The sequence below is a fragment of the Pseudomonas sp. UMAB-40 genome (assembly GCF_900095275.1).
GTDB lineage: Bacteria > Pseudomonadota > Gammaproteobacteria > Pseudomonadales > Pseudomonadaceae > Aquipseudomonas > Aquipseudomonas mandelii_B.
Window position 1 is genome coordinate 98,880 of sequence record NZ_LT607559.1, and the last position, 15,193, is coordinate 114,072.

Consider the following 15,193-nt stretch of genomic DNA (forward strand, 5'->3'; position numbering starts at 1 on the left):
GCAAGTCTGGTGCTTGCGCTGCATAGGATTTTAAACAGGAGTTATCCCCTCGCAGGTAACGAAGGGACGCTTGAATGTCACCACATGGTTACACAGGAGCGCTCTGGGACAACTGCCCCAAGGCCGTGGCCATGCTCGGCGCCAGCGGTAGGCGCGGGATCAGGACGGCTTGCCAGGCGTGATACAGATCGGGTTTACCGGCCCAGATATCGGCGCTCGGACGGTTTTGCGGGTCGAGTTCATGGTGCCAACTGCCATCGCAGCGGTCGATGAAATGACTGTCACAGAATTCCCAGAACAGCCGGTACCAGGTTTCGTATTGCGTATCCCCAGTGCGTTTAAGCAGCGCGCTGGCGGCAGCGCTGGCTTCGCAATGGGTCCAGTGCAAGCGATGGCGAACCACCGCGCGATTGTCCCAGTCGAGGGTGTAGACAATCCCCGGCGCACCGTCGACATCCCAACCGTGACGGCAGTTGTGGTCGAACAGTTTTTGCGCGTCGGTGGCCAGCCAGCCCGGCGTGAGCATGCCGGCTTGCACGCGTGCCGCTTCGAGGTGCAGCAACAGCCGCGCCCATTCGAAACCGTGGCCCGGCGTGGTGCCGTAAGGGCGGAAACCGTCGGCCGGGTTGTCGTGGTTGTACTCGCGCAGCGGCTGCCAGTCGCGATCGAAATGCTCGACTACCAGATAGTCGTTGGCCGCGGCGTGACCATGAATGACCCGCTCGACGATGCGCTGAGCGCGGACCAGCCAGCGGTGGTCGTCGGTGACATCGGCCAGGGCGAGAAAGGCTTCGGTGGCGTGCATGTTGCTGTTGGCGCCGCGGTAGGCCTCTTCACCGCTCCAGTCGCGAGCAAAGGATTCGCGCATCGCGCCCTCCTCCTCGCTCCAGAAATGTGTGTCGATGATGTTGATCGCATCGTCGAGCAACGCTTGTGCGCCGGGGCGTTGCGCAACCACGGCAGAACTGGCGGCCAGCGCAACGAAAGCATGCAGGTAAGCGGCCTTGCCGGTGTTGTCATCGTGATGATGGGCAGCGGCAAACCAGCCGCCGTGCTCGGCATCACGCAACGGGCCGCTGAGCGCCTGGATGCCGTGATCGACCAGCTCGGCAAACCCCGGCAAACCCTGAATATGCGCCATGGCGAAGCTGTGGGTCATGCGGGCGGTGTTCATGGTTTCGGCGTGGGCGTTGGCCGGGAGACTGCCCTTTTCATCGAGATTGCCGAAGCCTTCGGCAAGCTTTGAAGCCTTGGCAAATGCCAACAGGCGCAGGCCTTCGGCCGCGAGCCATTGCTGATGGGCAGGTGCGTTGAGCCAACTGCTGAATGCAGGTTGGAAGGTGTCCATGGGGTGCCTTTTTTGTTGTTTTGACTGGGGGCAGTCTAAACAACGGGCGGGGGCGGGCTTGTAACGAAGGGGGCGAGTTATGTCACCAGGCTGTGACATTTATCTTTAGGAACGTGTTGATTAGGCTGACGCTATCGCGGGCAAGCCCGCTCCCACAGGTTATGCGCACATTTCAGAATGTAGGTAATCCTGTGGGAGCGTGGCTTGCCCGCGATGAAGGCGACGCGGTCTGACTAATCAACGCTACGAGGCAACTGCAACGTCACCCGCAACCCGCCTTCACGCAGGTTTTGCAGGCTGACCTCGCCGCCATGGCTATGGGCAATGTTGCGGGCAATCCCCAACCCCAAGCCATAACCTTGCTGCTGCCCGGCCAGGCGGAAATGCGGTTCGAACACCTGCTCCATCCGTTGCTCCGGCACGCCCGGCCCTTCGTCATCGACGTGCAGGATGAAAGCGCTCTCGTCGTCATCGATATGTAAATGCGCGTTCTGCCCATACTTCAACGCGTTGTCGATCAGGTTGCCGATGCAACGCTTGAGCGCCAGCGGTTTGCCCGGGTACGCCGCCAGCGCCCGGCCCTGCTGGGTCACGCGACCATTGCCGTTGGGCGCCAAGTACGGTTCCACCAGGCAATCCAGCACATGGTTAAGATCCACCGGCTCGATGTTTTCGTGAATATCGGTGTCTTTCACGCATTGCAGCGCGCCCTTGACCAGCAACTCCAGCTCATCCAGATCGCGGCCGAACTTGGCTTGCAGCTGTTCGTCTTCCAGCAACTCGACCCGCAGCCTTAACCGGGTAATCGGCGTGCGCAGGTCATGGGAAATCGCGCTGAACAACTGGCTGCGCTCGGTCAGGTAACGGCTGATGCGCTCGCGCATCGCATTGAAAGCGCGGCCCACTTCGACCACTTCACTGCCGCCGCCTTCGGCTACCGGTTCGACTTCGGCACCGAGGGACATGTCCCGCGCCGCCCGCGCCAGACGCTTGAGCGGACGACTCTGCCAGTGCACCAACAGGCCGATGAACAACAGCAAAAAGCCACTGGTGAGGACGATGAACCAGACCTGCTGCGCTGGCAGGCCCTGTTCTTCAAGGCTGGTGTAGGGCTCGGGCAAGAGCGAGGCGATATACAGCCACTCGCCCGGCGCCATCTGAATTTGCGTGACCAGCACCGGCGGGTTCACCGGCTCCAGCGTGAGCGCGTAGTGCGCCCATGAGCGCGGCAATTCATCGAGTTTCAGCCCGCTGTTGAAGATCCGCAGATCTTCGGGGCTGACGAAGGTCACCGAGATATCCGTGTCTTGGCCGAGGGACTCGCGCAACACCTGGTCCACCGCCTTGAGCACGGCTTCCTTGCGCGGGGTGATCGGCAGCACTTCCATGCCCAGGGGCTTGTCGTTGAGGGTCACCACGAACCGGGTGCCGCCCATGCTGCGCAATTGGTCGAGCACCAAGGGACGAAACGCCACCGGCAGCGAACGAAAGTAACTGACGCTGGCCGTCATCGAATGGGCCAGGCTACGGGCGCTGGTCACCAGGCCTTCAAGCTGCGTGGCACGCAGTTGCGAGACCCAGATCACGCTCGACAAGGTCTGCGCGAACAGCACCGCCAACAGGGTCAGCAACAACATGCGCCCGAGCAAAGATCGCGGCATCGGCAAGCGGGCGGCGAGCTTGCGCAGCCACTCAGATGCCATTGCTGGCAACCACGTTGGCAGCCAGTTGGTAGCCGCTGCCTCGCACAGTGCGGATCAGGCGCGGCGGTTTTTCGGTATCGCGCAGGCGCTGACGCAAACGGCTGACCGCCATGTCGACGATGCGATCCAGCGGCATCAGATCGCGGCCACGGGTGGCGTTGCCGATGGTGTCGCGGTCGAGGATTTCCTGCGGGTGATCGAGGAACAGTTTCAGCAGCGCAAAATCGGCGCCGGAGAGAATCACTTCTTCGCCGTCGATGTGGAACAGCCGGTGACTGACCATGTCCAGCCGCCAGTCGTCGAACGCCAGCACTTCGCCGCCGGAACGCTCCTGACCGAACTGCGCGCGGCGCAACAGGGCCTTGATGCGCGCCTGCAATTCACGGGGGCTGAAGGGTTTGCCGAGGTAGTCATCGGCGCCCAGTTCCAGGCCAATGACGCGGTCGGCCTCGTCGGAGCTGGCGGTAAGCATGATGATCGGCACCTGTGCCTGACGCGGGTGTTGGCGGATCCAGCGGCAGAGGCTGAAACCGTCTTCGTCCGGCAGCATCACGTCGAGGATCACCAGATCGCTCGGCGCTTCGTTCATCGCTTGGCGAAAGCCTGCACCATCGGGCGTGGTACGGACCTGGAAACCGGCGCGGGTCAGGTAGGTGTCCAGCAACTCGCGTATCTCTTGATCGTCATCGACCAACAAAATCGACCTGACTGAGCTCACGGGGCGGCGTCCTTGTTGTTTGAATTGGGCGGATTATGCCTGATGAACCTTGGAAATTTGTTGCCTGTTCTGGCCTCATCGCGGGCAAGCCACGCTCCCACAGGATTACCTACATTCTAAAAATGTGCGCATAACCTTGTGGGAGCGGGCTTGCCGGCGATGAGGCGACTCGGTTTCAGGCCTGATCGAGCGCCACACCCGCGCCCATCAGGCCGGAATACGGCGCCGTCACCAGCCACACCGGGATGCCTTTGAAGTAATCGCTCATGCAGCCCTTTTCGGCGAAGCAGCGGGCGAAACCGCTTTCGACGAAGAAATCGGCAAACCGTGGAATCACCCCGCCGACGATGTACACGCCACCGCGTCCACCGGTGGTCAGCACGTTGTTACCGGCGACACGGCCGAGCCAGCAGCAGAACTGCTCCAGCACTTCCAGCGCAATCGGGTCACCCGCCAGACCGGCAGCGGTAATCGACTCCGGGGTATCGAGCACCGGCTCATGACCGTCCACCGCACAAATCGCCCGGTAGACCCGAGGCAAACCGCTGCCGCTCAACGCGGTTTCAGCGCTGACATGCCCGATCTCATTGAAGATGTGCTGCCACAACTGAGTTTCACGTAGGCTGCTCAAGGGCAGATCGACGTGCCCCCCCTCCCCTGGCAATGCGGCAAAACGGCCTTCGCCCAGGTCCAGCAACGTGCCAACGCCCAGGCCCGTGCCCGGACCGATCACCACGGCAGGTCGCAGCGGTTCCGGCGTGCCTTCGCAGACCACCCGAAACTCGTCCGGCTGCAAACGGGTCATGCCCAGCGCCATCGCCGAGAAATCATTGACCAACAACAATTGATCGACCTGCAGCGTCTTGCAAAAAGCTTTGCGACTGAGCCGCCAATGATTGTTAGTGAACTTGAATTCGTCACCGCTCACCGGGCCGGCCACCGACAGGCACACCGAGCCGATCGAGCCCAACGCCAGGCCAAGCCCGCTCAGATAGAGGGCAATTGCCTCCTCCGGGCTGGCGTGGTCGGCCGTCGCCAGCACCTGGATTGCTTCCAGTTGCTGGTTTTTCCACAACGCGAAACGTGCGTTGGTCCCTCCGATGTCACCGACCAAAGCCAGTTTCAATTAAGCGTCTCCAGGGCAGAAGTAAAGGCGCTGGCGCCCTGCTCTGCGGAGCTGAAAGCCATGCGCATGAAACCAAACAGTTCGCGCCCGCTGCCAATGTTGTTGCCCAACAGGCCCTTGGCCGGGGTGCGCGCTGCAAATTCTTCGGCGTCCACCTTAAGCTCCAGGGTGCCTTTGACGCCATCGACGCGGATGATATCGCCCTCTTGCACTCGCGCAAGAGCGCCGCCGACATAAGCTTCGGGACTGACATGAATCGCCGCCGGAATTTTCCCCGACGCACCGGACATGCGCCCGTCGGTCACCAGCGCGACCTTGAAACCGCGATCCTGCAGCACGCCGAGGAACGGCGTCATCTTGTGCAGCTCCGGCATGCCATTGGAGCGCGGGCCCTGGAAGCGCATCACCGCGACAAAATCCTTCTCCAGCAAACCGGCCTTGAACGCATCGGCCAGGTCCTGCTGATCCTGGAACACCATGGCTGGCGCTTCGACGATCTGGTTTTCCAAGGCAACGGCAGACACTTTCATCACGCCACGCCCGAGGTTGCCTTCCATCACCCGCAAGCCGCCCTCAGGCGAGAACGCACGCGCGACCGGGCGAAGGATGGTTTCGTCGAGGCTTTCGATCGGGCCTTCGCGCCAGACCAGTTCGCCATTTTCGAGGAACGGCTCCATGGTGTAACGGCTCAAGCCGTGGCCCAGCACCGTGTTGACGTTTTCGTGCAACAGCCCGGCTTCCAGCAGTTCGCGGATCAGGAACGACATGCCGCCCGCCGCCTGGAAGTGGTTGATGTCGGCTTTGCCGTTCGGGTAGACGTGGCTCAGGGTCGGCACGACTTCGGAGAGGTCGGCCATGTCCTGCCAGGTCAGTTGAATGCCGGCCGCCATGGCGATGGCGGGCATGTGCAGGGTGTGGTTGGTCGAGCCGCCGGTGGCGTGCAGCGCCACGATGGAGTTGACCAGCGAGCGCTCGTCGACGATTTCGCCGATCGGCATGAAATCACCGTTCTGCTTGGTCAGGCGCGTGACCTGATGCGCCGCTTCGCGGGTCAGGGCATCGCGCAACGGAGTGTTCGGGTTGACGAAAGAGGCGCCCGGCAAGTGCAGGCCCATGACTTCCATCAGCAACTGGTTGGTATTGGCAGTGCCGTAGAAGGTGCAGGTGCCGGGGCTGTGGTAGGAATTCATTTCCGATTCCAGCAGCTCTTCGCGGCTGGCCTTGCCTTCGGCATAACGCTGACGCACATCGGCTTTCTGCTTGTTGGAAATGCCCGAGACCATCGGCCCGCCCGGGACGAAGATCGTCGGCAGATGACCGAAACGCAGTGCGCCCATCATCAGGCCCGGGACGATCTTGTCGCAGATGCCGAGCATCAGCGCGCCATCGAACATGTTGTGGGACAGCGCCACGGCGGTGGACAGCGCGATCACCTCGCGGCTTGGCAGGCTCAGCTCCATGCCCGGCTCGCCCTGGGTCACGCCATCGCACATGGCCGGGGTGCCGCCCGCGAACTGGCCGACGGAGCCGATCTCGCGCAGGGCTTTTTTGATCTGTTCAGGAAAGACTTCGTAAGGCTGATGCGCCGAAAGCATGTCGTTATATGACGAAACAATCGCGATGTTGGCCGAGTTCATCATTCGCAAACTGTTCTTGTCTTCAGTGCCGCAACCGGCCACGCCGTGGGCGAAGTTGGCGCATTGCAGCTTGCCGCGCATCGGACCGTCGCTGGCTGCATCGCGAATAAGCGCAAGGTAAGCCTCACGGGTTGCGCGGCTACGGGCGATAAGCCGTTCGGTGACCTCTAGGACGCGGGGATGCATGTGTAGAACTCCAGGCTAACGGATATGGCGACCTGATTGTCTATGCTGAGCAAGAGCCGGTGTCGATGGGATGACAGACGGTTTTCTTGATCGGTCGGACCAGTTGATTCAGGTCACTCGTTGTAGATTGAACAAAATATTGCCATTAAAAAGGCTTGTTTTCTATTTTTATGCGAATAATCTTGTAATTCCAACAACAAAACGACGGCGGCCCTGTTAAATGACTCTTCGAATCGCAATCAATGGTTTTGGCCGAATTGGCCGCAACGTCCTTCGCGCACTGTATACCCAAGGCTATCGCCAAGACCTGCAGATCGTTGCCATCAATGACCTGGGCGACAGCGCGATGAACGCTCATCTGCTCAAGTACGACACCGTTCACGGCACGTTCGACGCCGATGTCCAGCACGATCAGGAAAGCCTGACCGTCAACGGTGACCGTATTGCGGTCAGCGCCATTCGCAACCCGGCCGACCTGCCCTGGGCCGCGGAAAAAATTGATGTCGTGTTCGAATGCACCGGTCTGTTCACCGACCGTGCCAAAGCCGCCGCGCATATTACGGCCGGCGCGCGCAAAGTGATTATCTCGGCCCCGGCCAAAGGCGCCGACGCCACCGTGGTCTACGGGGTCAACCACGACATTCTGCGCCAATCGCACCAGATCATTTCCAACGCGTCGTGCACCACCAACTGCCTGGCCCCGGTGGCTCAGGTGCTGCACCGCGAACTGGGGATCGAAAGCGGTCTGATGACCACGATCCACGCCTACACCAACGACCAGAACCTGACCGACGTCTACCACACCGACCCGTACCGCGCCCGTTCGGCCACCCAGAACATGATCCCGAGCAAGACCGGCGCCGCTGAAGCCGTTGGCCTGGTGCTGCCGGAGCTGGCGGGCAAACTGACCGGCATGGCGGTGCGTGTTCCGGTGATCAACGTGTCGCTGGTGGACCTGACCGTGCAGCTCAAGCGCGAAGCATCGGCCGATGAAGCGAACGCGCTGCTGAAAGAAGCCAGCCAGCACTCGAAGATTCTCGGCTACAACACCCTGCCGCTGGTCTCCAGCGACTTCAATCACAACCCGCTGTCGTCGATCTTCGACGCCAACCACACCAAGTCCAGCGGCAAGCTGCTCAAGGTACTGGCCTGGTACGACAACGAATGGGGCTTCTCCAACCGCATGCTCGATAACTGCCTGGCGCTGTGCAACGCCGAATAACTCTTCGCCTGCAAATCAGCACTTGACCACTCGAGCAGATGATAAGCATTATCATTCGCTCGAAATGGATCAGGTCCTCCCGTGAGTCAATCTCGCTTCAATCACGTCTTCATCGCCCAGCGAGTTTCTCTGCTGCGCACGCTGGAGCGGATGGTCAACAATCACAGCACCGCCGAAGACCTCTTGCAGGAGACCTACCTGCGAGTGACCCGGGCGCTCAGTGAACGGGCCATCGATCACCTTGAACCCTTCGTTTTCCAGACCGCCCGCAACCTGGCACTGGACCATTTGCGTGCGCGGCGCATTCAGTCGCGCACGATGCTCGACGACGTGCCACTGGACGTGGTGGAAAGCGTTGCCGCCCCCGCCAGCAGTGCCGAGGATGCTGCCCATGCCGAACAATTGCTGGAGCGTTTGAACGTGAGCCTCAGTGAACTCAGCCATCGTCAGCAGCAGATTTTCATCCTCAGCCGGCTGCACGGGCACAGTTATCTGGAGATCGCCGAGAAGCTCGGCGTGTCATTGAGCACCGTACAAAAGGAGCTGAAATTGATCATGGCGATCTGCATCGGCGTGGCCGAACGGTTAAACGGCGACTGAATCTGTAGGTTAATTCTCTATTTCCGAGGATGACCTGCACTGACTATCGGGCTTTGCTACCCTTGCCCCACTTTCAAGCTTCACTAAAAAAACAGCGGTGCCAAGACACTGCCGAGGAAACACCGTGACGGACACCCACCGCTCCCCTCCGCCCTCCCCGGCGCGGGACGCCGCAAGCGCGATGGACCAGGCTTTGGACTGGCTGATCGTGCTGGGCAGTCCGAGCGAAGAACAGACCCGACAGTTTCATGCCTGGCTGGCCGCCGACCCGTTGCATGCCGAAGCGTTCGCCAAGGCCCAGGCGATCTGGGATGGCCCGCAAGTGGTGCAATGCGCGCAAAACCTGGCCGCCCGGCCGCCGAAAGTGACGGTCCTGTCGCGTTTGCGTCCGCACTGGAAACCGCTGGCAACCGCCGCCGTGTTGATCCTCGGCCTGTTCAGTTTCAGCAACCTGCCGATGCGCCTCCAGGCCGATCACTTGACCGTGGTCGGTGAACGCCAGCGCCTGCAACTGGAGGACGGCTCGAAAGTCCTGCTCAATACCAACTCGGCGTTCTCCAGCACCATCAACGATCAACAGCGCGTGGCTCGGTTGTATCAGGGCGAGGCGTTTTTCGAGGTGGCGGCCAATCGTGGCCAGCCATTGGAAATCGATGCCGGTCCGGTCACGGCCAGCGTGCGCGACACCGCGTTTGCCGTGCGCTATCTGGACGGCGTGGCACAGGTTCGGGTGCAGCGTGGCGATGTCGACTTGCGAGCGACCCGCGACGACGCCCGGATTCGCTTGTCCGCCGGAGAAAGCGTGCGCATCGGCCCCAACGGTTTTGATCGCCCGGCCAAGCTCGATGCGGCCACTGATCTGGCGTGGGTCCAGGGCCGACTGGTGTTCGAGAACTGCCCGCTGAGCCAGGTGCTGGCGGAGCTGCGCCGCTATTACCCGGGCTGGATCATCAACACCAACGAGCAGTTGGCCGACGTCGCCGTGACCGGCAATTACCGTCTCGACCAACCGCTGGACGTGGTCCGCTCCCTTGCTCACATCACCTCTGCCCGACTCCAGGAGTTTCCGGCGTTGGTGATCTTGAACTAAATGAGAATTATTTTTACTCGATAGCCGAAGCTCGTTCGTCTCGTTATAGCCAATGCAATTGATTCGCATCTCGCCATGCCAATCAGCACCTATAAAGATTCGTGCGACACGGAGCGCTATCGATGTCCTCTCGCCATACCCGCCAGTCCTCTTCACCTTCCCGCGTGCTGTCGCTGCTGACGGCCGCCATCCTGATGGCCGGTGCTGCGCCGCTCATGGCGGCCACCGCCGCCGGGCAGCCGACGCGCAACATGGGCGACTACTCGTTCGCCATCCCGCAGCAGTCGCTGGTCTCGGCACTCAATGCCTTTACCGCAGTAACAGGCTGGCAAGTCGGCTTGCCGGCCGAACTGGCGGACGGCGTCGCCTCGCCGGGTGTGCGCGGTTCGTTGCCGCCGGAAAAAGCCCTTGATCGCCTGTTGGTGGGGACCAACCTGAGCTATCGCAAACTGGGCAGTAACAACATCGTGCTGGAAAAACGCAGCAATAGCAGCGCGATCAACCTGGATCAGGTGACCATCAGCGCCACCCGTAATGAACAGGACGTGAGCAGCGTGCCGAGCACGGTGACGGTCCAGACCCGCGAAGACCTGGACCGCAACAACGTCAATACCATCAAGGATCTGGTGCGCTACGAGCCGGGCGTATCGGTCGGCGGCGCTGGCCAGCGTGCCGGTCTCACGGGCTACAACATCCGTGGCATCGACGGCGACCGCGTGCTGACCCAGATCGACGGCGTGCAAGTGCCCGACAGCTTCTTCAACGGCCCTTATGCCCAGACCAACCGCAACTACGTCGACCCCGAGATCGTCAAACGCGTGGAAATCCTGCGCGGCCCGGCGTCGGTGCTTTACGGCAGCAACGCCATCGGTGGCGCGGTCAGCTATTACACGCTGGACCCGGACGACATCATCAAGCCGGGCAAGGACGTCGGCGCCCGCCTGAAAACCGGTTACAGCTCGGCGGATGAAAGCTGGCTGACCTCCGGCACGGTGGCCGGTCGCACTGGCGACTTCGACGGCTTACTGCACTTGAGCCAACGCAACGGCCATGAAACCGAATCCTACGGCGAAACCGGCGGCACCGGCCTGAACCGCACCGAGGCCAACCCCGAGGACGTGCGCACCACCAACGTGCTGGCCAAACTGGGCTGGGACTACGCCGACGACGCGCGCCTGGGCCTGACCTACGAGCATTACAAGGACGACCGCGACACCCATCAATTGAGCGCCGTGGGTGGCCCGTTCAACGCTGGACGCGGTTTCGGCTTCTACAAGTCCCGTACCGGCAACGACACCGTCACCCGCGAACGCTTTGGCCTGGAGCACAGCTTCGGTCTGGACGGCGTGCTGGCCGACAACATCAAGTGGTCGCTGAACTACCAGATCGCCAAGACCGACCAGAGCACCGAAGAAATCTACGCGCCGTCGCGTACCGTTCTGCGCAACCGCGACACCAACTACAAGGATCGCCAATGGGTGTTCGATGCCCAGGTCGACAAGTCCTTTGCCATCGCCGACACCGAGCACCTTGTCACTTACGGCACCACCCTCAAACAGGACAAAGTCACCGGTCTGCGTACCGGTAGCGGCACTTGCCTGACCGTGGCCGGTGCCTGCCGGGTCATCGGTGCGCCGAGTGCCGCCGACACCCTGAAACCGGCCAGCGACTTCCCGGACCCGACCATCAACAGCTACAGCCTGTTCGCCCAGGATCAGATCAGCTGGGGCAACTGGACGTTCCTGCCTGGCGCACGCTATGACTACACCGAGCTCAAGCCGCACATCACCGACGAGTTCCTGGCCACCGCCGACCAGAGCGGCAACGGTGTGGTGAGCGACAGCACAAAAACCTGGCATCGTCTGTCGCCAAAATTCGGCACCACTTACAGCTTCAACGACAACTACACCTGGTATGGCCAGTACGCCGAAGGCTTCCGCACGCCGACCGCCAAGGCCCTGTATGGTCGTTTCGAAAACCTGGCGGGCGGCTATCAGGTCGCGCCGAATCCGGACCTGGAACCGGAAAAGAGCAAGAGTTACGAAACAGGCCTGCGTGGCCAGTTCGAGGCAGGCACGTTCGATGTGGCGGTGTTCTATAACAAATACCGCGACTTCATCGATGAAAACGCCATCACCCCCGGCTACACCGAGACCACCTTCCAGAGCAACAACATTGCCCACGCCACCATCAAAGGCGTCGAGCTCAAGGGTCGCCTGAACCTCGACAGCTTCGGCGCCCCGACCGGCCTCTACACCCAAGGCTCGGTGGCCTACCTGTATGGCCGTAACGATGACAACGGCCAGCCACTGAACAGCATCAACCCGCTGACCGGTGTGTTCGGCCTCGGCTACGACCAGGATAACTACGGCGCCCTGTTGAGCTGGACCCTGGTCAAACGCAAGACCCGCGTCGACAGCACCAGCTTCAAAACCCCGGACGGCACCAGCACCCAGTTCAAGACACCGGGTTATGGCGTGCTCGACCTGGCCGGCTTCTACAAGGTGACCGACGACGTGACCGTCAACGCCGGCCTGTACAACCTGACCAACAAGAAATACTGGCAGTGGGATGACGTGCGCGGTTACGACAGCGTCGGCGAAGCCTCGGTGACACAACCGGCCAACCTCGACCGCCTGACCCAACCGGGTCGCAACTTCGCGATCAATCTGGTCTGGGACATCTGACGCTGAACAGCTCACTGCGCTGCTTTTATAAAAGCGGTGCAGTGAGGTTTTTTTACTGTCAGGCGCCTGCTTATTCGTCTTGTTACCAAGCGCCTCTTTTTCTCAAGGATTTCTCATGACCACTCAGGACACCGCTCAACGCCCTGCTCTGCGTTCGCAACGCTTGAACCAGATAACCAACGAGCCTCACACCCACCTCGATGCGCTGGTCAAAGCCCACGCACCGTTTGAAACCCAGGCCAACTTCGCCCGTTTCGTGGTGGCGCAGTATCTGTTCCAGTCGGAATTGGTGGCGCTGTACAACGATGCCGAGTTGACGGCCATCGTCCCGGACTTGCCGGCTCGTTGCCGGGCCGAAGCGGCCAAGGCTGATTTGGCGGATCTGGAAACCGAAGTGCCGGCGCCAGTTGCCGGCGCGGTGAAGAACCCGACCAAAGCCGAGGCCTTGGGCTGGTTGTTTGTGTCGGAAGGCTCGAAGCTCGGCGCGGCGTTTCTGATCAAGCGTGCTGTGGGTCTGGGCTTGAGCGAAACCTTCGGCGCCAGCCACCTTGGCGAACCGGCCGGCGGCCGCGCTGAAGGCTGGAAGCGCTTCGTCAAAACCCTCGATTCGCTGGAATTCAGCGCTCAGGAAGAAGCTGAAATCGAGCAAGCCGCCGTCGCTGCCTTCAACCGCTTCACCGTGTTGTTAGAGCAGGCCTACACCCCAGAACCCGCCTAAAACACAATCCCTGTGGGAGCGGGCTTGCCCGCGATAAAGGCTTACCATTCAACAGAGATGCTGAATGTTACATAGCTATCGCGGGCAAGCCCGCTCCCACAGGGGACAGAGTAAGTCTGCTAGATCCTGATCAAGCCCAATGACCATCTGTGAGCCCTATGCCTCACCTTTCCACCTCCAAACTCACCCGAATCCTCTTCGGCCTGCTGGCCTACGTGAGCCTGGGCATCGGCCTCATAGCCATCGTTATCCCCGGCCTGCCGACCACCGAATTCATCCTCCTCGCCGCCTGGGCCGCGACCAAAAGTTCGCCGCGCCTGAGTACCTGGCTGGAAAACCATCGGCTGTTCGGTTCCATTCTGCGCAACTGGCGCAACGGCAAAATCGTCGCCCGCCGGGCCAAGGTCAGTGCCACCGTCAGCATGCTGCTGTGTGCCACGCTGATGCTGGTGATGCTCGATCACGGCTGGCCGATCTATCTGGCGATTGCTGGCATGAGCCTGGGCAATCTTTGGATCTGGTCGCGACCGGAATCATTGCCGCAACTGTCTTGATCGACGCCGCGATTTACTCCCGTTTAAAACCCGCTTTACGGCACATTTTTCTGCGCAAACGTTCAACCATGACCGCTCGTCGGAGCCACCATCATGCATCCTCGTCCCACGCCGATGTGCATTGAATGGCGCTGAATGGATTTGGCGAACCGGGTCGACATCGGCCCACAGCCAACACTTCATCCCTTCGCGAGTTCGCCCTATGTTCGACTCTCTCTCTATCCGCCTGAAAATCGTCTTGCTGTCCGGCCTGTGCCTGCTTGGCGTGGTCGCGTTGATCGTCGGCATGAACTTTTACCAGACCAACCAGAACGACGAACTGGTCAGCGCCTCCAGCCGCAAGATGCTCACCACCAGCGTGCAGGACCTGCTTCAGGCCAAGGCCGCCGAACAAGCGGTGCGGGTGCAGAAGACCTTTGGTGAAAGCCTGCTGGTGGTGACCGCCCTGGCCGATCAGATCAAGGACATGCGCACCATGGCCGCCAAGCGTTCGCTGGACGCCGGTGCCTTGCGTGAAGAGTTGAACCAGAGCCTGAAAACCGCGTTCGAGCGCAACGCTAAGGTGCTGGGGATCTGGCTGGCGTTCGAGCCCAACGGCCTGGACGGCAAGGACAGCGAGTTCGCCAACGATGCAGCACGCCAGTCCAATGAATCCGGGCGTTTTGCCAGTTACTGGAGCCGTGCCGGTGGGGCCGGGATCAACACGATCATGGTCGAAGATGACATGACCAAAACCACCTTGAGCCTCAGCGGCACGCCTTACAACAGCTGGTACACCTGCCCTCGCGACAGCAAACGCACCTGCCTGCTGGACCCGTATGCCGACACCGTCGGCGGCAAGGAAATGCTGATGACCACCATTTCCGTCCCGCTGCTGGTGGACGGCAAATCCATCGGCGTGGTCGGTGTCGACATCGCCCTCGACGCTCTGCAAGCAGCGGCGGTCGATTCCCAGCGTGACCTGTTCAACAGCGCCGGGCACATGCTGATCGTTTCCGGCAGCGGTGTCTTGGCCGGTTACAGCGTCGACGCGAGCAAAGTCGGCAAAAGCATCGGCGACACTCTGGGCGCTGAAGGCAAGGACATCCTGCAACTGCTCAGCGGCGGCACACCAAAGATCCTCGAACAAGGCGATTTGATTCGTGCGGTGTACCCGGTCAGCCCGATCAGCGACTCCAAAGCCTGGGGTGTGGTGATCGACCTGCCGAAACAAGTGCTGCTGGCCGACTCGGTCAAGCTGCAAGCGGTGCTCGATGACGCCCAGCAAAGCGGCACGATCAAAGCGGTGCTGGTGGCTGTCGCGGCCGGCCTGGTCGGTCTGTTGCTGATCTGGCTCACCGCGTCGGGCGTGACCCGGCCGATCAACAGCGTCGCCGAAATGCTCAAGGCGATTGCCAGCGGCGACGGCGACCTGACCCAACGCCTGCACTACAGCAAAAAAGATGAACTGGGCGAACTGGTCAGCTGGTTCAACCGCTTCCTCGACAAGTTGCAGCCGACCATCGCGCAGATCAAACAAAGCATCACCGACGCCCGTGGCACCGCCGACCAGTCTTCGGAAATCGCCCGCCAGACCAGCGAAGGCATGCAGGTGCAGTTCCGCG

General features: G+C 61.2%; 11 protein-coding genes and 1 pseudogene. 7 read left to right on the forward strand and 5 right to left on the reverse strand.

Annotation, left to right across the window (positions count from 1 at the left end; genetic code table 11):
- Positions 1-88: 88 nt before the first annotated feature.
- From K0F88_RS14340 to edd, 5 genes are all read right to left on the reverse strand, one after another.
- Entirely contained in the window at positions 89-1,348 is a 1,260-nt protein-coding gene (locus K0F88_RS14340; RefSeq protein ID WP_219095468.1) for an AGE family epimerase/isomerase, read from the reverse strand.
- A 233-nt stretch (positions 1,349-1,581) separates the two neighbouring features.
- On the reverse strand, positions 1,582-3,051 hold the full coding sequence (locus tag K0F88_RS14345) for an ATP-binding protein (protein ID WP_306823124.1): 1,470 nt from the start codon (positions 3,049-3,051) through the stop codon (positions 1,582-1,584).
- Positions 3,041-3,769 carry a response regulator gene (locus tag K0F88_RS14350; RefSeq protein WP_219095469.1) on the reverse strand — a complete coding sequence of 243 codons (729 nt, stop codon included), beginning with the start codon at positions 3,767-3,769 and terminating at the stop codon, positions 3,041-3,043. The genes K0F88_RS14345 and K0F88_RS14350 overlap by 11 nt, the downstream gene beginning before the upstream one ends.
- A 175-nt stretch (positions 3,770-3,944) precedes the next feature.
- Positions 3,945-4,895, reverse strand: coding sequence for a glucokinase (locus tag K0F88_RS14355; protein ID WP_219095470.1), 951 nt, complete (start codon positions 4,893-4,895; stop codon positions 3,945-3,947).
- On the reverse strand, positions 4,892-6,718 hold the full coding sequence (gene edd, locus K0F88_RS14360; RefSeq protein ID WP_219095471.1) for a phosphogluconate dehydratase: 1,827 nt from the start codon (positions 6,716-6,718) through the stop codon (positions 4,892-4,894). Before edd ends, K0F88_RS14355 begins: the two co-directional genes overlap by 4 nt.
- Before the next feature lie 220 nt (positions 6,719-6,938).
- Between edd and gap the strand changes: the two genes are divergently transcribed.
- The 7 genes and pseudogenes from gap to K0F88_RS32990 all read left to right on the forward strand — a co-directional run.
- A complete protein-coding gene (gap, locus tag K0F88_RS14365) occupies positions 6,939-7,940 on the forward strand; it encodes a type I glyceraldehyde-3-phosphate dehydrogenase (RefSeq protein ID WP_219095472.1) in 1,002 nt (333 codons plus the stop codon).
- Positions 7,941-8,021: 81 nt separating this feature from the next.
- A complete protein-coding gene (locus K0F88_RS14370) occupies positions 8,022-8,540 on the forward strand; it encodes an RNA polymerase sigma factor (RefSeq protein WP_219095473.1) in 519 nt (172 codons plus the stop codon).
- A 124-nt stretch (positions 8,541-8,664) separates the two neighbouring features.
- The gene (locus K0F88_RS14375) at positions 8,665-9,630 is read left to right on the forward strand and encodes a FecR domain-containing protein (protein ID WP_219095474.1); all 966 of its coding nucleotides are present in this window, start codon (positions 8,665-8,667) and stop codon (positions 9,628-9,630) included.
- Positions 9,631-9,752: 122 nt separating this feature from the next.
- Positions 9,753-12,317: a TonB-dependent receptor gene (locus K0F88_RS14380; RefSeq protein ID WP_219095475.1), complete on the forward strand. Its 2,565-nt coding sequence runs from the start codon at positions 9,753-9,755 to the stop codon at positions 12,315-12,317.
- Positions 12,318-12,432: 115 nt separating this feature from the next.
- On the forward strand, positions 12,433-13,035 hold the full coding sequence (locus K0F88_RS14385) for a biliverdin-producing heme oxygenase (protein ID WP_219095476.1): 603 nt from the start codon (positions 12,433-12,435) through the stop codon (positions 13,033-13,035).
- 158 nt (positions 13,036-13,193) lie between these two features.
- Positions 13,194-13,589 carry a YbaN family protein gene (locus tag K0F88_RS14390; protein WP_219095477.1) on the forward strand — a complete coding sequence of 132 codons (396 nt, stop codon included), beginning with the start codon at positions 13,194-13,196 and terminating at the stop codon, positions 13,587-13,589.
- Positions 13,590-14,064: 475 nt separating this feature from the next.
- Positions 14,065-15,024 (forward strand): annotated as a pseudogene (locus K0F88_RS32990) (chemotaxis protein); the annotation flags it as partial.
- Positions 15,025-15,193: the final 169 nt, after the last annotated feature.

What these genes read in the sequence shown, in the direction of transcription:
- edd (WP_219095471.1), bottom strand. Translation starts at nt 6,718, where the DNA reads ATGCATCCCCGCGTCCTAGAGGTCACCGAACGGCTTATCGCCCGTAGC.
- K0F88_RS14340 (WP_219095468.1), bottom strand. Translation starts at nt 1,348, where the DNA reads ATGGACACCTTCCAACCTGCATTCAGCAGTTGGCTCAACGCACCTGCC.
- K0F88_RS14345 (WP_306823124.1), bottom strand. Translation starts at nt 3,051, where the DNA reads ATGGCATCTGAGTGGCTGCGCAAGCTCGCCGCCCGCTTGCCGATGCCG.
- K0F88_RS14390 (WP_219095477.1), top strand. Translation starts at nt 13,194, where the DNA reads ATGCCTCACCTTTCCACCTCCAAACTCACCCGAATCCTCTTCGGCCTG.
- K0F88_RS14380 (WP_219095475.1), top strand. Translation starts at nt 9,753, where the DNA reads ATGTCCTCTCGCCATACCCGCCAGTCCTCTTCACCTTCCCGCGTGCTG.
- K0F88_RS14385 (WP_219095476.1), top strand. Translation starts at nt 12,433, where the DNA reads ATGACCACTCAGGACACCGCTCAACGCCCTGCTCTGCGTTCGCAACGC.
- gap (WP_219095472.1), top strand. Translation starts at nt 6,939, where the DNA reads ATGACTCTTCGAATCGCAATCAATGGTTTTGGCCGAATTGGCCGCAAC.